General features: G+C 65.7%; 13 protein-coding genes. 7 read left to right on the top strand and 6 right to left on the bottom strand.

The genetic code is table 11. From position 1 onward, the window contains the following. Window positions 1-29: 29 nt before the first annotated feature. The 6 genes from ACZ5EF_RS07525 (at window position 30) to ACZ5EF_RS07500 (ending at window position 7,961) form a co-directional block, all read left to right on the top strand. A complete protein-coding gene (locus ACZ5EF_RS07525) occupies window positions 30-971 on the top strand; it encodes a sodium-dependent bicarbonate transport family permease (protein ID WP_346063977.1) in 942 nt (313 codons plus the stop codon). A gap of 238 nt (window positions 972-1,209) precedes the next feature. Beyond that, on the top strand, window positions 1,210-2,379 hold the full coding sequence (locus ACZ5EF_RS07520; protein ID WP_346063976.1) for an isovaleryl-CoA dehydrogenase: 1,170 nt from the start codon (window positions 1,210-1,212) through the stop codon (window positions 2,377-2,379). 37 nt (window positions 2,380-2,416) lie between these two features. Then, a complete protein-coding gene (locus tag ACZ5EF_RS07515) occupies window positions 2,417-4,024 on the top strand; it encodes a carboxyl transferase domain-containing protein (protein ID WP_346063975.1) in 1,608 nt (535 codons plus the stop codon). Between the two features lie 172 nt (window positions 4,025-4,196). Next, window positions 4,197-5,015: an enoyl-CoA hydratase-related protein gene (locus ACZ5EF_RS07510; RefSeq protein ID WP_346063974.1), complete on the top strand. Its 819-nt coding sequence runs from the start codon at window positions 4,197-4,199 to the stop codon at window positions 5,013-5,015. Further along, window positions 5,012-7,057: an acetyl/propionyl/methylcrotonyl-CoA carboxylase subunit alpha gene (locus tag ACZ5EF_RS07505; RefSeq protein ID WP_346063973.1), complete on the top strand. Its 2,046-nt coding sequence runs from the start codon at window positions 5,012-5,014 to the stop codon at window positions 7,055-7,057. The genes ACZ5EF_RS07510 and ACZ5EF_RS07505 overlap by 4 nt, the downstream gene beginning before the upstream one ends. A 4-nt stretch (window positions 7,058-7,061) precedes the next feature. Further along, window positions 7,062-7,961, top strand: a complete 900-nt coding sequence (locus ACZ5EF_RS07500; protein ID WP_346063972.1) for a hydroxymethylglutaryl-CoA lyase — start codon at window positions 7,062-7,064, stop codon at window positions 7,959-7,961. 85 nt (window positions 7,962-8,046) lie between these two features. Here ACZ5EF_RS07500 and ACZ5EF_RS07495 read toward each other — a convergent pair whose 3' ends face one another. Next, window positions 8,047-8,688: a TetR/AcrR family transcriptional regulator gene (locus ACZ5EF_RS07495; protein ID WP_346063971.1), complete on the bottom strand. Its 642-nt coding sequence runs from the start codon at window positions 8,686-8,688 to the stop codon at window positions 8,047-8,049. 92 nt (window positions 8,689-8,780) lie between these two features. Between ACZ5EF_RS07495 and fabF the strand changes: the two genes are divergently transcribed. Further along, a complete protein-coding gene (gene fabF, locus ACZ5EF_RS07490) occupies window positions 8,781-10,046 on the top strand; it encodes a beta-ketoacyl-ACP synthase II (protein ID WP_346063970.1) in 1,266 nt (421 codons plus the stop codon). A gap of 180 nt (window positions 10,047-10,226) precedes the next feature. Here the strand turns inward: fabF and ACZ5EF_RS07485 are convergent, their stop codons facing one another. The 5 genes from ACZ5EF_RS07485 to ACZ5EF_RS07465 form a co-directional block, all read right to left on the bottom strand. Next, window positions 10,227-10,760, bottom strand: coding sequence for a GrpB family protein (locus ACZ5EF_RS07485; RefSeq protein ID WP_346063969.1), 534 nt, complete (start codon window positions 10,758-10,760; stop codon window positions 10,227-10,229). Between the two features lie 52 nt (window positions 10,761-10,812). After that, window positions 10,813-13,014: an OsmC domain/YcaO domain-containing protein gene (locus ACZ5EF_RS07480; protein ID WP_346063968.1), complete on the bottom strand. Its 2,202-nt coding sequence runs from the start codon at window positions 13,012-13,014 to the stop codon at window positions 10,813-10,815. 444 nt (window positions 13,015-13,458) lie between these two features. After that, complete coding sequence (locus ACZ5EF_RS07475; RefSeq protein WP_346063967.1) at window positions 13,459-14,373, bottom strand: hypothetical protein; 915 nt, start codon at window positions 14,371-14,373, stop codon at window positions 13,459-13,461. Between the two features lie 162 nt (window positions 14,374-14,535). Beyond that, window positions 14,536-14,976, bottom strand: a complete 441-nt coding sequence (locus tag ACZ5EF_RS07470) for an acetyltransferase (RefSeq protein ID WP_346063966.1) — start codon at window positions 14,974-14,976, stop codon at window positions 14,536-14,538. 36 nt (window positions 14,977-15,012) lie between these two features. Then, window positions 15,013-15,399, bottom strand: a complete 387-nt coding sequence (locus tag ACZ5EF_RS07465; RefSeq protein WP_346063965.1) for a tautomerase family protein — start codon at window positions 15,397-15,399, stop codon at window positions 15,013-15,015. Between the last annotated feature and the right edge of the window lie 64 nt (window positions 15,400-15,463).

The following is a 15,463-nucleotide window of genomic DNA, read 5'->3' as shown; positions in this document are numbered from 1 at the left end:
TTTTCCCTTCGTGAGACGAGATGCCGCCCATGCCCGATATCGTGGTGATGTTCTTCCTGCTCGGCCTGCTGGCCGGCGTGGTGAAGTCCGACCTGACCATCCCCAAGGCCGCCTACGACACCCTGAGCCTGCTGCTGATGCTGACCATCGGCCTCAAGGGAGGCATGGCCCTCTACGGCAACCTGGGCTGGTCCCTGGTGCCGGAGCTGGCGGCGGTAGCGGCCCTCGGCGGCCTGATTCCGCTGGCGCTGATGCCGGTGCTGCGTCGCCTGGTGCGCCTCGCCCCCGCCGATAGCGCCAGCCTGGCCGCCCACTACGGCTCGGTCAGTGCCGGCACCTTCGCCGTGGCGCTGGCCTTCGCCGAGGGCCGCGGCCTGCCCATCGGCGCCGAGGTGACCCTGTATCTGGTGATGATGGAGCTGCCGGCGATCATGGTGGCCATCGCCATCTATCGCCGCTACAAGGGCCGCGAGCCCGGCGAGGCGATGAGCGGCCTGTGGCACGAGACCCTGACCAATCGCGGCGTGATCCTGCTGGCCGGCGGCGTGGTGATCGGCGCCATGTATGGCCCGGCCCAGGGGTCCAACGTCACCGACCTGCTGACCGGGGCCTTCCATGCGGTACTGGCGCTGTTCCTGCTGGAGATGGGCCTGACCGCCGCCGAGACCCTGAGGCCCATTCCCTGGCGTCACTGGCGACTGCTGGCCTTCGCCCTCCTCGCCCCGCCGCTGCTGGCCCTGTGTGGCCTCGCCGTGGGCCTGGCCCTGGGGCTGCCCAGCGGCTCGCTGCTGATCCTCACCGCCCTGGCCGCCAGCGCCTCCTATATCGCCGCCCCGGCGGCCATGCGCGCCGCCATCCCCCGCGCCAATATCGGCCTGGCGATGCTCGCCTCCCTGGGCTTCACCTTTCCCCTCAACGTCATCGTCGGCATCCCCCTCTACTATCAACTGGTCCACGCCCTGGGCGGCTGATCCGACCCGGGCTCCCCTCCTACCGACGACCAGGCGCCCCGCGGGGCGCCTGTCGTCTTGGCGGCCCACCGGGGCCAGCCGCTAAGCTCAAGACGACAACCCGGCCGCGTTGGCGCAGCGCGACTCGCCTGCGACCTTGGTATAGCCGATTGGCACTTTACGTTAACGTAAACCTTGCCTAGTCTAGAGCCATCCCAACGCCCCTTTGGCTGTGACCACTCGATCCCGGAGACCCGTCATGCATACGCCCTTCCAGCCCCTCGACTTCGGCCTCGACGACGAACTGAACATGCTGCGCGATCAGGTCAACGCCTTCGCCCGCGACGAGATCGCCCCGCGTGCCGCCGAGATCGACGAGAACAATGCCTTCCCCAACGACCTGTGGCGCAAGTTCGGCGACATGGGGCTGCTCGGCATCACCGTGCCGGACGAGGACGGCGGCAGCGGCATGGGCTACCTGGCCCACTGCATCGCCATGGAGGAGATCTCCCGGGCCAGCGCCTCGGTGGGCCTCTCCTATGGCGCCCACTCCAACCTCTGCGTCAACCAGCTCAAGCTCAATGGCTCGGCCGAGCAGAAGGCCAAGTACCTGCCCAGGCTGATCAGTGGCGAGCACGTGGGGGCGCTGGCCATGTCCGAGCCGGGGGCCGGATCCGACGTGGTCTCCATGAAGCTGCGCGCCCGCCTGGAGGGTGACAAGTACATCCTCAACGGCAACAAGATGTGGATCACCAACGGCCCCGACGCCGATGTGCTGGTGGTCTACGCCAAGACCGACCCGGACGCCGGCTCCAAGGGCATCACCGCCTTTATCATCGAGAAGGGCATGCCCGGCTTCTCCACCGCCCAGAAGCTCGACAAGCTGGGCATGCGCGGCTCCAACACCTGCGAGCTGGTGTTCCAGGACTGCGAGGTTCCCGCGGAGAACGTCCTCGGCGAGGTGGGCAAGGGCGTGCGGGTGCTGATGAGCGGCCTCGACTTCGAGCGCACCGTGCTGGCCGCCGGCCCCATCGGCATCATGCAGGCGGCACTCGACGTGGTGGTGCCCTACCTGCATGAGCGGAAGCAGTTCGGCCAGGCGATCGGCGAGTTCCAGCTGGTGCAGGGCAAGGTGGCGGATATGTACACCACCCTCAACGCCTGCCGCGCCTACCTCTATGCGGTGGCGGCGGCCTGCGACCGCGGCCAGACCTCCCGCAAGGACGCCGCCGGGGTGATCCTCTACTGCGCCGAGAAGGCCACCCAGGTGGCGCTGGACGCCATCCAGCTGCTCGGCGGCAACGGCTATATCAACGAATACCCCACCGGGCGGCTGCTGCGTGACGCCAAGCTCTACGAGATCGGTGCCGGCACCAGCGAGATTCGCCGTATGCTGATCGGCCGCGAACTCTTCGCCGAGTCCGCCTAACCGCCACCGGCCAGGTCATCGAACACAAGGATCGGCTATGAGCATCCTGAACACCCAGATCAATCCGCGCAGCGAGGCCTTCCAGGCCAACGCGGCGGCCATGCGCGCCGAGGTGATGAAGCTGCGCGAGCTGACCGCGGCGATCAATCAGGGCGGCGGCGAGAAGGCCCGCGCCCGCCACGAGTCCCGCGGCAAGCTGTTCGTGCGCGACCGCATCGACCACCTGATCGACGAGGGCTCGCCCTTCCTCGAGTTCTCGGCGCTGGCCGCTTATCGGGTCTACGAGAGCGAGGTACCCGCCGCCGGGGTGGTCACCGGCATCGGCCGCGTCTCCGGGGTGGAGTGCGTGATCGTCGCCAACGACGCCACCGTCAAGGGCGGCACCTACTACCCGCTCACCGTGAAGAAGCACCTGCGCGCCCAGGAGATCGCCCGCAAGCATCGCCTGCCATGCATCTACCTGGTCGACTCCGGCGGCGCCTTCCTGCCCCGCCAGGACGAGGTCTTCCCCGACCGTGACCACTTCGGGCGCATCTTCTACAACCAGGCGACGCTGTCCGCCGAGGGCATTCCGCAGATCGCCGTGGTGATGGGCTCCTGCACCGCCGGCGGCGCCTATGTGCCGGCCATGGCCGACGAGTCGATCATCGTCAAGCAACAGGGCACCATCTTCCTGGGCGGCCCGCCCCTGGTGAAGGCCGCCACCGGCGAGTCGATCAGCGCCGAGGACCTGGGCGGCGCCGACGTCCACGCCAAGCTCAGCGGCGTGGCCGACCACTACGCCGAGAACGACGCCCACGCCCTGCAGCTGGCCCGGGCCTGCGTATCGCGGCTCAACTGGCAAAAGCGCGGCCGGCTCAAGATGCAGGAGCCCAGGGCCCCGCGCCTCGACCCGACGGAGCTCTACGGCATCGTCGGCACCGACCTCAAGAAGCCCTTCGACGTGCGCGAGGTGATCGGACGCATCGTCGACGACTCCGCCTTCGACGAATTCAAGCGCTACTACGGCGACACCCTGGTCACCGGCTTCGCGCATATCCATGGCCACCCGGTGGGCATCGTCGCCAATAACGGCGTGCTCTTCTCGGAGAGTGCGGTCAAGGGCGCGCACTTTATCGAGCTCTGCGCGCAGAGGAAAATACCGTTGATTTTCCTGCAAAATATCACCGGCTTTATGGTCGGCTCCAAGTACGAGCACGAAGGCATCGCCAAGCACGGCGCCAAGCTGGTCACCGCCGTGGCCTGCGCCAGGGTGCCCAAGTTCACCGTGCTGATCGGCGGCAGCTTCGGCGCCGGCAACTACGGCATGTGCGGCCGCGCCTATGACCCCAACCTGCTGTTTATGTGGCCCAACGCGCGCATCTCGGTGATGGGCGGCGAGCAGGCCGCGGGCGTGCTGGCCCAGGTCAAGCGCGAGCAGATCGAACGCGAAGGCAATGAATGGAGCGCGGAAGACGAGGAGGCCTTCAAGCAACCCACCCGGGAGCAGTACGAGCACCAGGGCCACCCCACCTACGCCAGCGCCCGGCTGTGGGACGACGGCGTCATCGACCCGGCCCAGACCCGCGACGTGCTCGGCCTGTCGCTGGCCGCCGCCATGAATGCCGAGATCGAGGACACCAAGTTCGGCGTCTTCCGGATGTAGTCCACGCTCACCAGGCACCCATCGCTTCCTCCACTATGTGGGAGCCCGGCTCCGCCGGGCGAATGGCGCCGCAGGCGCCCGAGGATGCCGCTTCGCGGCAATTCGCTCGGCAAAGCCGAGCTCCCACAGGACAGCATCGGACGCCGACGGTAACGACACAGAGACTATCGCTATGTCAGAGACATCCTTCTCCAGCCTGACCCTCGATGCCCGCGGCGTGGCCTGGCTGACGCTGGAGCGGCCCGCGGTACATAACGCCTTCGATGACGGCCTGATCCAGGAACTCAACGCCCACCTGGCGCACCTGCACGAGGCCGCCACCCGCGGCGAGGTGCGCGTGGTAGTGCTGGGCTCCGAGGGCAAGAGCTTCTCCGCCGGCGCCGACCTCGGCTGGATGAAGCGCATGGTCGAGTACGACTTCGAGGGCAACCTGGCCGACTCCCGCCACCTCGCCCGACTGATGCACGACCTCGACACCCTGCCCTGCCCTACTGTCTGCCGGGTGCAGGGGGCCACCTTTGGGGGGGCGGTGGGCCTGGCCGCTTGCTGCGATATCGTGATCGCCTCCGAGAAGGCCAGGTTCTGCCTCTCCGAGGTGAAGATCGGCCTGTCGCCAGCGGTGATCAGCCCCTATGTGCAGCGCGCCCTCGGCCCCCGCCAGATGCGCCGCTACGCCCTGACCGCCGAGATCATGGATGCCGCCACCGCCCTGGACCTGGGCCTGGCCCATCGGGTGGTGGCGCACGAGTCGCTCGATGCCGCCGTCACCGCCATGCTCGATACCCTGCTGGCCGGCTCGCCCCAGGCCCAACGCGCCACCAAGGCGCTGCTCGGCGTGGTGGCCCGGGAGCCCGATAGCGACGCCACCCGCGAGCACACCTGCCGGGTGATCAGCGAGCTTCGCGTCAGCCCCGAAGGCCAGGAGGGCCTGGCCAGCTTCTTCGACAAGCGCGCCCCGCGCTGGACGCCCAACAAGGACAACGCCTCATGAGCCTCTCTCGCTTCGATACCCTGCTCGTGGCCAACCGCGGCGAGATCGCCTGCCGGGTGATGCGCACCGCCCGCGCCATGGGCCTGCGCACCATCGCCGTCTACTCCGATGCCGACGCCAATGCCCGCCATGTCCGCGAGGCCGACGAGGCCGTGCGCCTGGGCCCCGCCGCCGCCCGCGACAGCTACCTCAAGGTCGAGGCAGTGATCGAGGCGGCCCGGCGCACCGGCGCCGGCGCCATTCACCCCGGCTACGGCTTCCTCTCCGAGAATGGCCCCTTCGTCGAGGCGCTCGACAAGGCCGGCATCACCTTCGTCGGCCCCCCCGCCTCGGCCATCGCCGCCATGGGCGACAAGTCCGCCGCCAAGACGCGCATGCAAGCCGCCGGCGTGCCCCTGGTGCCCGGCTACCACGGCGCCGACCAAGACGACGCCCTGCTCAGGGCCGAGGCCGACAAGATCGGCTACCCGGTGCTGCTCAAGGCCAGCGCCGGCGGCGGCGGCAAGGGCATGCGGGTGGTGGAGTCCGCCGCCGACTTCCAGGCCGCCCTCGACGGCTGCCGCCGCGAGTCCCGCGCCGCCTTCGATGATGACCGCATGCTGATCGAGAAGTACCTGACCCAGCCCCGCCACGTGGAGGTGCAGGTGTTCTGCGACAGCCACGGCGGCGCCGTCTACCTCTTCGAGCGGGACTGCTCGGTGCAGCGCCGCCACCAGAAGGTGCTGGAGGAGGCCCCGGCGCCGGGCATGACCGCTTCGCTGCGCCGCGAGATGGGCGAGGCCGCGGTGCGCGCCGCCAAGGAGATCGGCTATGTGGGCGCGGGCACCGTGGAGTTCCTGCTGGATGCCGATGGCGCCTTCTACTTTATGGAGATGAACACCCGCCTGCAGGTGGAACACCCGGTCACCGAGATGATCACCGGCCAGGACCTGGTCGAGTGGCAGCTGCGGGTGGCCATGGGTGAGCGCCTGCCGCTCGCCCAGGACGAGCTGACCATCGACGGCCATAGCTTCGAGGCGCGCCTCTACGCCGAGGACCCGGCCCAGGACTTCCTGCCCGCCACCGGGCGCCTGGAACGCTTCGCCCTGGACCTCGCCGGTGCCGGGCTCGGCTCTTCACAAAAGGGCTCGGACAAGGTGCGCCTGGACAGCGGCGTGGAGAGCGGTGACGAGGTCTCCATGCACTACGACCCCATGCTCGCCAAGCTGATCGTCCATGGCGCGAACCGCGACCAGGCCCTGGCCACCCTCAACCGGGCCCTGGCGGCGCTGGACGTGCAGGGCGTGGTCACCAACCGCGGCTTCCTGCAGCGCCTGGCCGGCCACCCGGCCTTCAAGGCCTGCGAGCTGGACACCCGCTTTATCGAGAAGCACGAAGCCAGCCTCTTCGCCCCTCAGCCCTACCGGGTGGAGGACTACGCCGGCGCCGCCCTGATCGGCCTCGACCAGCTGGCTAGGGAGTGCGAGAGTCGCTCGCCCTGGGATCGCCACGACGGCTTCCGCCTCAACGCCCCGCATACCATCCGGCTCGCCCTCGGCGACCCCGCCGACGCCCACGACAGCGAGGTCAACCCGGTGGTGGTGGAAGGTCGCCGCGAGAGCGACGCCGACGCCTGGCAGCTGAGCATCGGCGACCAGACCCTCGGCGCGCGCCTCGAACGCCTGGCCGGCGACGCCGTGGCGGTGACATTGAATGGCCACCGCCGCCGCCTCCAGGCCCGCCTGGTGGACAACAGCCTGGTGGTGATGGCCGACCCCCAGGGCGAGACCCGCCTGCACTGGCGGCGCATCGACGGCATCGACCACGGCCACCACGAGGCGGAATCGACCCTCACCGCGCCCATGCACGGCACCGTGGTGGCGCTGCTGGTGGAGCCCGGCCAGGCGGTGGAGAAAGGCATGCCGCTGATGGTGATGGAAGCGATGAAGATGGAGCACACCCTGACCGCCCCCGCCGACGGCCAGGTGGAGAGCTTCCACTTCGCCGCCGGCGACACCGTCGGCCAGGGCGATGTGCTGCTCGAATTCGCCCCGGAGGAGTAAGACGATGGCATTTCCCACTCAGGTGCGCCTGGTCGAGGTCGGCCCCCGGGACGGCCTCCAGAACGAGGCCGAGCCCATCGCCACGGCCACCAAGCTGGAACTGATCGACCGCCTCGGCGCGGCGGGCCTGACCCATATCGAGGCGGCCAGCTTCGTCTCCCCCAAGTGGGTCCCGCAGATGGCCGACCACCGGGAGGTGATGAGCGGACTCAAGCGCCGCCCCGGTGTCGTCTACTCGGCGCTGACCCCCAACCTCAAGGGCCTGGAAGCGGCACTGGAGTGCGGCGTCGAGGAGGTCGCGGTGTTCGGCGCGGCTTCCGAGGCCTTCTCCCGGAAGAACATCAACTGCTCGGTGGCCGAGTCGCTCGAGCGCTTCGCCCCGGTCCTGGCGCGAGCTCAAGAAGCCGGCGTACGGGTACGCGGCTATGTCTCCTGCGTGCTGGGCTGCCCCTACGAGGGCGAGATCGCCCCCGCCAAGGTCGCCGAGGTCAGCAAGGCACTGCTGGAGATGGGCTGCTACGAGATCTCGCTGGGCGACACCATCGGCATCGGCACGCCCCTCAAGGCCAAGCGCATGCTCGAAGCGGTGAGCCGCGAGGTCCCCATGGAGAAGCTCGCCGCCCACTTCCACGACACCTACGGCCAGGCGATTGCCAACCTCTACGCCGTGCTGGAGGAAGGCGTGGCGGTGATCGACAGCTCGGTGGCGGGCCTCGGGGGTTGTCCCTATGCCAAGGGGGCGTCGGGCAATGTCGCCAGCGAAGACGTGGTCTACCTGCTTAACGGCCTGGGCATCGAGAGCGGCATCGACCTCGATAAGCTCGCCGACACGGGCTCCTGGATCACCCAGACCATCGGCCGCCCCAACCGCGCCAAAGTGGGCGTGGCGCTGGCGGCCAAGTAATCACACGACAAAACGACGAGCCCCGGAGCCAGGCGACTGGCTCGGGGGCTCGTTGGGGAACTCAGCGACACAAAGGAACCGCTCGCTACGCGGTGCCCGGCCTGCCTTCCAGCTCGCTCTTGTTGACGCCGAGCATCTGCAGGATGTTGCGCTGGGCGGCGTCGAGGATGTGCTGACGCTCCTGCTCGCTGGGCAGGCTCTTGGCAATGGCCACGGCGCCCACCAGCGAGGCGAGAATGGCGCGGGACTTCTCGGCGATGACCTCGCGGTCGGGCTCGAAGGGCAGTTTCTTCAAGCGGCCCAGCGCGATAAGGCGGGTCTCCAGCATCTTCTTCATGCGCAGGTAGGAGGCTTCGAACAGCGTGCGCACCTCGGCATTCTCGTTGCCGATCTCGTTGAACAGCACCGTCTCCGGTCCCGGCTTGTGCTTGCGCTCCAGCTCCTGAAGGTTCCAGCAGTTGGCGACCAGCTCCGTCAGGTGCTGCACTGATAGGGGCCCCTTGACCAGCCTGGCCGCGCGGCTGCTCTCCAGGGTTTCCCGCACCGAGGCATGATAGAGCGCTTCCTTCGAGGCAAAGTGCGCGTAGAAGGCCCCGTGGGTCAGCTTCGCCAACTTCATGATCTGCCCGATGGAGACCTTCTCGAAGCCTTGGCGACTGAACAGATCGATCGCCGACTTGAGGATGCGCTCCCGGGATCTCGCCTTGTGGTTTGCCGAGTAGGGCATGGCGACCTCACACTCCCCCGCTGAATATTACCTTGATCATATAAAGCCCGGTGCTAGCGTGGCATAACCCCCAAGCTGTTCAGGACATTACCATGCAATCACCGCTCGTTATCACCGGCATGGGCATGATCAGCCCCCTCGGTTGCGGCGTCAAGGCGGGCTGGGAACGCCTCCTCGCCGGCCGCTCCGGCCTCTCCCCGATCACCCGCTTCGATACCGGCGACCTGCCGATCAAGGTCGCCGGCTCGGTGCCCGACCTTGCCGACGACCCCGAAGCCGGCCTCGACCCGGACCGGGTGGTCGACGCCAAGGAACGTCGCAAGATGGAACTCTTCAGCCTCTACGCCATGGCCGCCGCCGAGGAGGCGCTGGCCCAGGCCGACTGGTTCCCGACCAGCGATGCGGACCGCCTGGCCACCGCCACCATCGTGGGCTCCGGTATCGGCGGCTTCCCCACCATCACCCAGGCGCAGACCACCCTGATGACACGCGGCTACCGCCGGCTCTCCCCGTTCACCGTGCCGGCCTTCCTGGCCAACCTGGCGGCGGGCAACGTGTCGATTCGCCATGGCTTCCGGGGGCCACTGGGGTGCCCGGTGACCGCCTGTGCGGCAGGCATCCAGGCCATCGGCGATGGCATGCGCCTGATCCGCAGCGGCGAGGCCGAGGTGGCCCTGGTCGGCGGCGCCGAGGCCTGTATCGACCCGCTCTCGCTGGCCAGCTTCCACGCTATGAAGGCGCTCTCCACCGAGCAGGACGATCCCGCCACGGCGTCGCGCCCCTTCGACCAGGCACGCAACGGCTTCGTCATGGGGGAAGGCGCGGGGCTGCTGGTGATCGAGAGCCTGGCCCATGCCGAGGCCCGCGGGGCGACGCCCCTGGCCGTTCTCAGCGGCTATGGCACCAGCGCCGACGCCCACCACATCACCGCCGGCCCGGAAGACGGCGCGGGGGCCGCGGCGGCCGTTCGCGCGGCGCTCAAGATGGCGGGGCTCTCCCCCGAGGCGATCGACCATATCAATGCCCACGCCACCTCGACGCCGGTCGGCGACCGTGCCGAGATCGCCGCCCTGCGCAACGCCTTCGGCGACGCCCTGGCCGGCATCCCGATCTCCGCGACCAAGTCGGCCACCGGCCATCTGCTCGGTGCCGCCGGCGGCGTGGAGAGCATCTTCTCCGCCCTTTCGGTGATGCACGACCGCCTGCCCCCGACCCTGAACCTGGAACGGGTCGACGAGGACCTGCAGGACCTGGACTTCGTCGCGGGCACGGCACGCGAACAGCCCACCCGGCACGTGCTGTGCAATGGCTTCGGCTTCGGCGGGGTCAATGCCGCCCTGATCGTCAGCAAGCTGTAGCGCAGCTCACCCCTCGCCAGGCGAGATGAAGGTCACCAAGCCCCGAGCCAATGAACGGACTCCCCCTAGCTGGCTCGGGGCTACCAGGCTCCGACCTGCAACCGCTTACCTCCCGCCCGTCACATCCAGCAAGGCGCCCGCCGAATAGGCGGCTTCGTCCGACAGCAACCAGCGGCGGGGTTATTGCCCGGCCGAACGCTCCTGCCACCATGCCAGCGCATACCGTTCATGGGTCCGCACGAATTCCGCCTTTCCCACGGAATACAACGAGATGTCGTGACGGCAGGTCATGGCCACCCGCTGCTTGAGCTGACCATACTGCCTGGCGACGTCGGGATGGGCTCTCAAGTAGTCGCGAAAGGCAATATGCCGCATGACATCGGGCGAGCCGGCGTCGAATGCATGGATCTGATGCGTCCGTTCATCGCCACCCTTGCGGTAGTAGCGACGGCCCGGCATGCCGAACTCCCCCAGGCACTCATAGCCGATGGCCTCGAAGTTTCGCTGGTAGCCATCCAGCTCCGCCACCGTCTCCACCTCCAGCAGTATGTCGATGATAGGCTTCGCCTGGAGCCCGGCGACGGCGGTGCTTCCGATGTGATGCGCCCGCGCCTTGAGGCCGACAATGGCCGCGTCGATGAGCCACCTTGCCGCTTCGAATTGCCGCGGCCAGCTAGCGTCGTAGGGCACCACTTCGATCTCATGCATGTTCATGGTCGACGATCCGTGCATTGCCGAAGGTCAGCCGCGCCGAGCAGCACCCTTGCTAACCGCGCGCCGCTCGGGCGGCGCGGTGCGCATGCAGCTTCTTGTAGCTCTCGATCAGCCGCTGGTGCTTCTCCAGGCCCTCCAGCTCCATGCTGGTGGGGGTCAGGCCGTGGAAGCGCACGCTGCCGTTCACCGAGCCGACCACCGCCTCCATGGTGGCCTCGCCGAACATGCGCCGCAGGTTGTAGAGGAAGTCGTCGAGCTCCAGCTCGTCATCCAGGACGATCTCCAGCACCGCGCTCACCGCCTGGTAAAAGAGCCCACGCTCGACGGTGTTGTCGTTGAACTGCTGGAACATCTCGACCCGCTCCAGGGCCTCCTCGTGCTGGCCCAGCGCCAGGTTGATCAGCAGCTTCAGCTCGAGGATGGTCAGCTGCCCCCAGGCGGTATTCTCGTCGAACTCGATACCGATCAGGGTGATGATATCGATGTGCTCGTCGAGCTGGCTCTCCTCCAGGCGCTCGAGCAGGTCGGCCAGTTGGTCGTCGTTCAGGCGGTGGAGATTGAGGATATCCTCCCGGTACTCCAGCGCCTTGTTGGTGTTGTCCCAGATCAGGTCCTCCACCGGATAGACCTCGGAGAAATCCGGCACCAGGATGCGGCACACCGGCGCGCCCAGATCCTCATGGACGGCCATGTAGGCCTCCTTGCCCAGCTCCTCGAGGATGCCGAATAGGCTGGCGGCCTCCTCCTCGTTGCTGCCAGAGAAGTCCCACTCGACGAACTCCACGTCTGCCTTGCTGCTGAAGAAGCGCCAGGAGATCACCCCGGAGGAGTCGATGAAATGCTCGACGAAGTTATTGGGCTCGGTCACCGCCAGGGAGCTGAAGGTGGGCGGCATAAAGTCGTTCAGCCCCTCGAAGCTGCGGCCCTGCAGCAGCTCAGTGAGGCTGCGCTCGAGTGCCACCTCGAAGCTCGGGTGGGCGCCGAAGGAGGCGAAGACGCCGCCGGTCTTGGGGTTCATCAGGGTCACGCACATCACCGGGAACTGGCCGCCCAGGGAGGCATCCTTGACCAGCACCGGGAAGCCCTGGGCCTCCAGCGCCTCGATGCCCTCGAGGATCGCCGGGTACTGCTTCAGCACCTCCATCGGCACGTCAGGTAGGGCGATCTCCTCCTCGATGATCTGGCGCTTCACCGCCCGCTCGAAGATCTCCGAGAGGCACTGCACCTGGGCCTCGGGCAGGGTGTTGCCGGCGCTCATGCCGTTGCTGAGGTAGAGGTTCTCGATCAGGTTGGAGGGGAAGTAGACCGTCTCGCCATCCGACTGGCGCGCGAAGGGCAGCGAGACGATGCCCCGCTCCGCCTTGCCGGAGTTGGTGTCGATCAGGTGCGAGCCGCGCAGCTCGCCCTCCGGGTCGTAGATCTCGCGGGTGTAGTCGTCGAGGATCTCGTCAGGCAGCTCGTCGTTCGGCCCCGGCTGGAACCAACGCTCGTTGGGGTAGTGAACGAAGTCGCTGGTGGCGATCTCCTCGCCGAAGAACTGATCGTTATAGAAGAAGTTGCAGCTCAGGCGCTCGATGAATTCGCCCAGCGCCGAGCACAGCGCGCTCTCCTTGGTGGCGCCCTTGCCGTTGGTAAAGCACATCGGCGAGGCGGCATCGCGTATATGCAGCGACCATACGTGGGGCACGATATTGCGCCAGGAGGCGATCTCGATCTTCATGCCAAGATCCGCCAGGATGGAGGTCATATTGGCGATGGTCTGCTCCAGCGGCAGATCCTTGCCCTCGATCCAGGTGCTGCCCTCGCCTTTCGCATCGCCCGGCGGCTTGCCCAGTAGCAGGGCCTGGGCATCCTCGTCCAGGTTCTCCACCACCTCGAGCTGGAATTCCGGGCCGGTCTGCACCACTTTCTTCACGGTGCAACGGTCGATGGAGCGCAGGATGCCCTCGCGATCCTTGTCGGAAATGGACTCCGGCAGCTCGATCTGGATCTTGAAGATCTGCTTGTAGCGATTCTCCGGGTCGACGATATTGTTGTGCGCCAGGCGGATATTCTCGGTAGGGATATCCCGCGCATTGCAGTAGACCTTGACGAAATAGGCCGCGCACATCGCCGACGACGCCAGGAAGTAGTCGAAGGGCCCCGGGGCCGAGCCGTCGCCCTTGTAGCGGATCGGCTGGTCGGAGATGACGGTGAAGTCGTCGAACTTCGCCTCCAGCCGGAGGTTATCGAGATAATTGACCTTGATTTCCATTGACAAAGCACCGGATCTATGAATGTCGGCGGGCCCCGAGGGCGCGTAACCTGCCATTATCCAGCTTTTCCGGCCACCCGTCTCGGGGGCTGGCCAAAAATTCACCGATTTGGGAGCTTGCCATGCTTGAGGGCCGCCTCGACCGAGCCCCAGCATGCCTCTTGGCCTGGAGTGCTATCATTTAGCTGCGACGTCTCCTAATCGAGCCAACTGCCGAGTCCCCGGCGATTGATCACCCAGGGCTGATAGTTAATCGCAACGCTCAACATACAGACACGTTCAAACAAGCGATCAAAATAAAACCACATGGAATATAGATAATAACAATACTCACGAAACAATAAATCAATAACTACATAGTCTGTCTCCGGCTTCACGCGGCCCCTTTTTACCGTGACAGCCGGGGTATCACGGCTATTTGTGCTTCACCGGTGCGGATCGCTGTCAGGACTGCCAGCGCCTCACATCAACGTTCAGCAGGCGATCCAGTATCGCAATGCCACTCTGAGCCTGGGCGACGGACTGGGTACGGGCGTTTCTGAACTTCTCCTGGACCTCCCGGTCCACCTCACTCCGGATCGTCCTGGCTCGTTGCCGCTCGCTTTTCGCCTGCCCGAACGCATCTCCCCTTTCCCTACCATGCAGCTCTCCTGCCTGGTCCTGAAACCTCTGCGCACGTTGTTCATGGACAGCTGCCTGTTGCAGCCTGGTCGGTGCGCCGTCGTCGCGGAACCGAACCTGGCTCAATGCAGCCTCAGCGATTTCGCGCTCGCGTGCGCTCATCAGACGATCCACGCCAGAACCGCCGATCGGCATGTAGTCCGGCGCGTCTGAGCCAGCCAGCGCAAGGAAGGCAATGCGCCACTCGATGCCTTGGTCCTTACTCGTCACGAACGATGCCAGCTTGGATGCGCACCCGATCGGGAAGTACTCGTTGATTCCCTGCAGTTTCATTGCCGACGACGCGCTGGCGCCGTGGCATGGGCTCTTGGACAAGATCAAATCGACTGTGTCGATCTGATCTTCTCGCAGTTCGGCCCCCCGGAGCAGGGCGTCCCAGCAGATAATAAACAGTTCTTCCGCATGGTAACCCGCCGCGTCGACCACCTTATTCGCGGCCCGCTCGCCGGCAGTGGGATCGTTATCATTGACGCGACGATAGGCCTGAAGGCGATCGGTCCCGTGCGGGTTGTGCTTGTGTTTGTTCTGGCCCGCCCCTTCCGACCATAGATCGCGGATCGTCCGATCATCTTCGTTAAAGCGTATGATCAGGCCAACAAGCTGTGGCAAGGCTTTCGCTCTCATATCGCCCACTGCTTGTCTGAGGGCTGGGCTGACATTGATTGGTGTCTTCTTCATCGGAACCTCCAAGTCACAGGGGCAGGTCTCACATTGCATATTCCCCAATTCCAGCCTAGCAAACCGGCCAAGATCAGGCCTATATTCCTCATCTACCCAGGTTGTGCTGTGATATATCAGACCGGCCCCAACCTTCTGCGGAGGCGTAGAAGATAAATACAGTCAAGCTTCCGACAATTCCATATGCAGCAGAGGATACGGCTTGCCCTGGCCATCGAGTGGTGAGCGCCCCGTTACCGAAAACCCGATATGCCGATAAAACCCCAGGGCCTGGTGATTCTGTTCATTGACATCGACCCGCGTCGCACCCTGGGCCTCGATGGCATATTGCGCCAACAGTGAACCGACGCCTTTCCCGCGGGCTTCCGGCGAGACAAACAGCATCTCGATATTTCCATCATGGACACCGCAGAAGCCCAATATCTCGCCCTCGTCATTCTTGGCACACATCAGGTCGACGACATCGAAATACTGATCAAGGATAAGCGGCTTAAGCTCCTGCAAGTCTTCCTCCGCCAGGAAGTCGTGTGTGGCCCTGACCGACGCCTCCCAGATAGCTATCAGCGTTAGATAGTCCTGCTTCCCTGCACTCTCAACATTCATCTCTTATCTCACTAAGCCAACATTGCATTAAAGGTATTACACCTTGACCGAATACTTGAGATCCCGTGCCTCATCCCCGGTCATGCCGCGAAAGCCCCAGCAGTGTGCCGGTTGTTCCTTGATCGTTACCTCGATATCCGCGGGGGAGATACCCAACTCCGACTCGATCTCTCTGAACAGCGCCTTGATCAGTGCCTTCTGCGTCTCCGGGGTGCGCCCCTGCATCATATTGATCTCGATGACCGTATACGCGGGCGTCCTGCCACCCGGGTAATAGAAATCCTCGGCATCCATCGGCATAAAACGGTGCGCCCGCTTGTCCTCCGGCATGCCGAGAACCGACCGCATGCAGCCGTGAATCACCTCGGACAGCCGGGCCTTGAGCGGATTAAGGTATTCCTTGATTCCATAGACGACGATCATAATGCTTCCTGCAATAGATAAATATAAACCAACTGGTGCCTTATCGTGGCAAAGCCTGGTCAAG

This window comes from Bisbaumannia salifodinae, assembly GCF_055388505.1.
The sequence above is the reverse complement of the archived record's forward strand: the minus strand, read 5'-3'. Positions and strand labels throughout refer to the sequence as shown.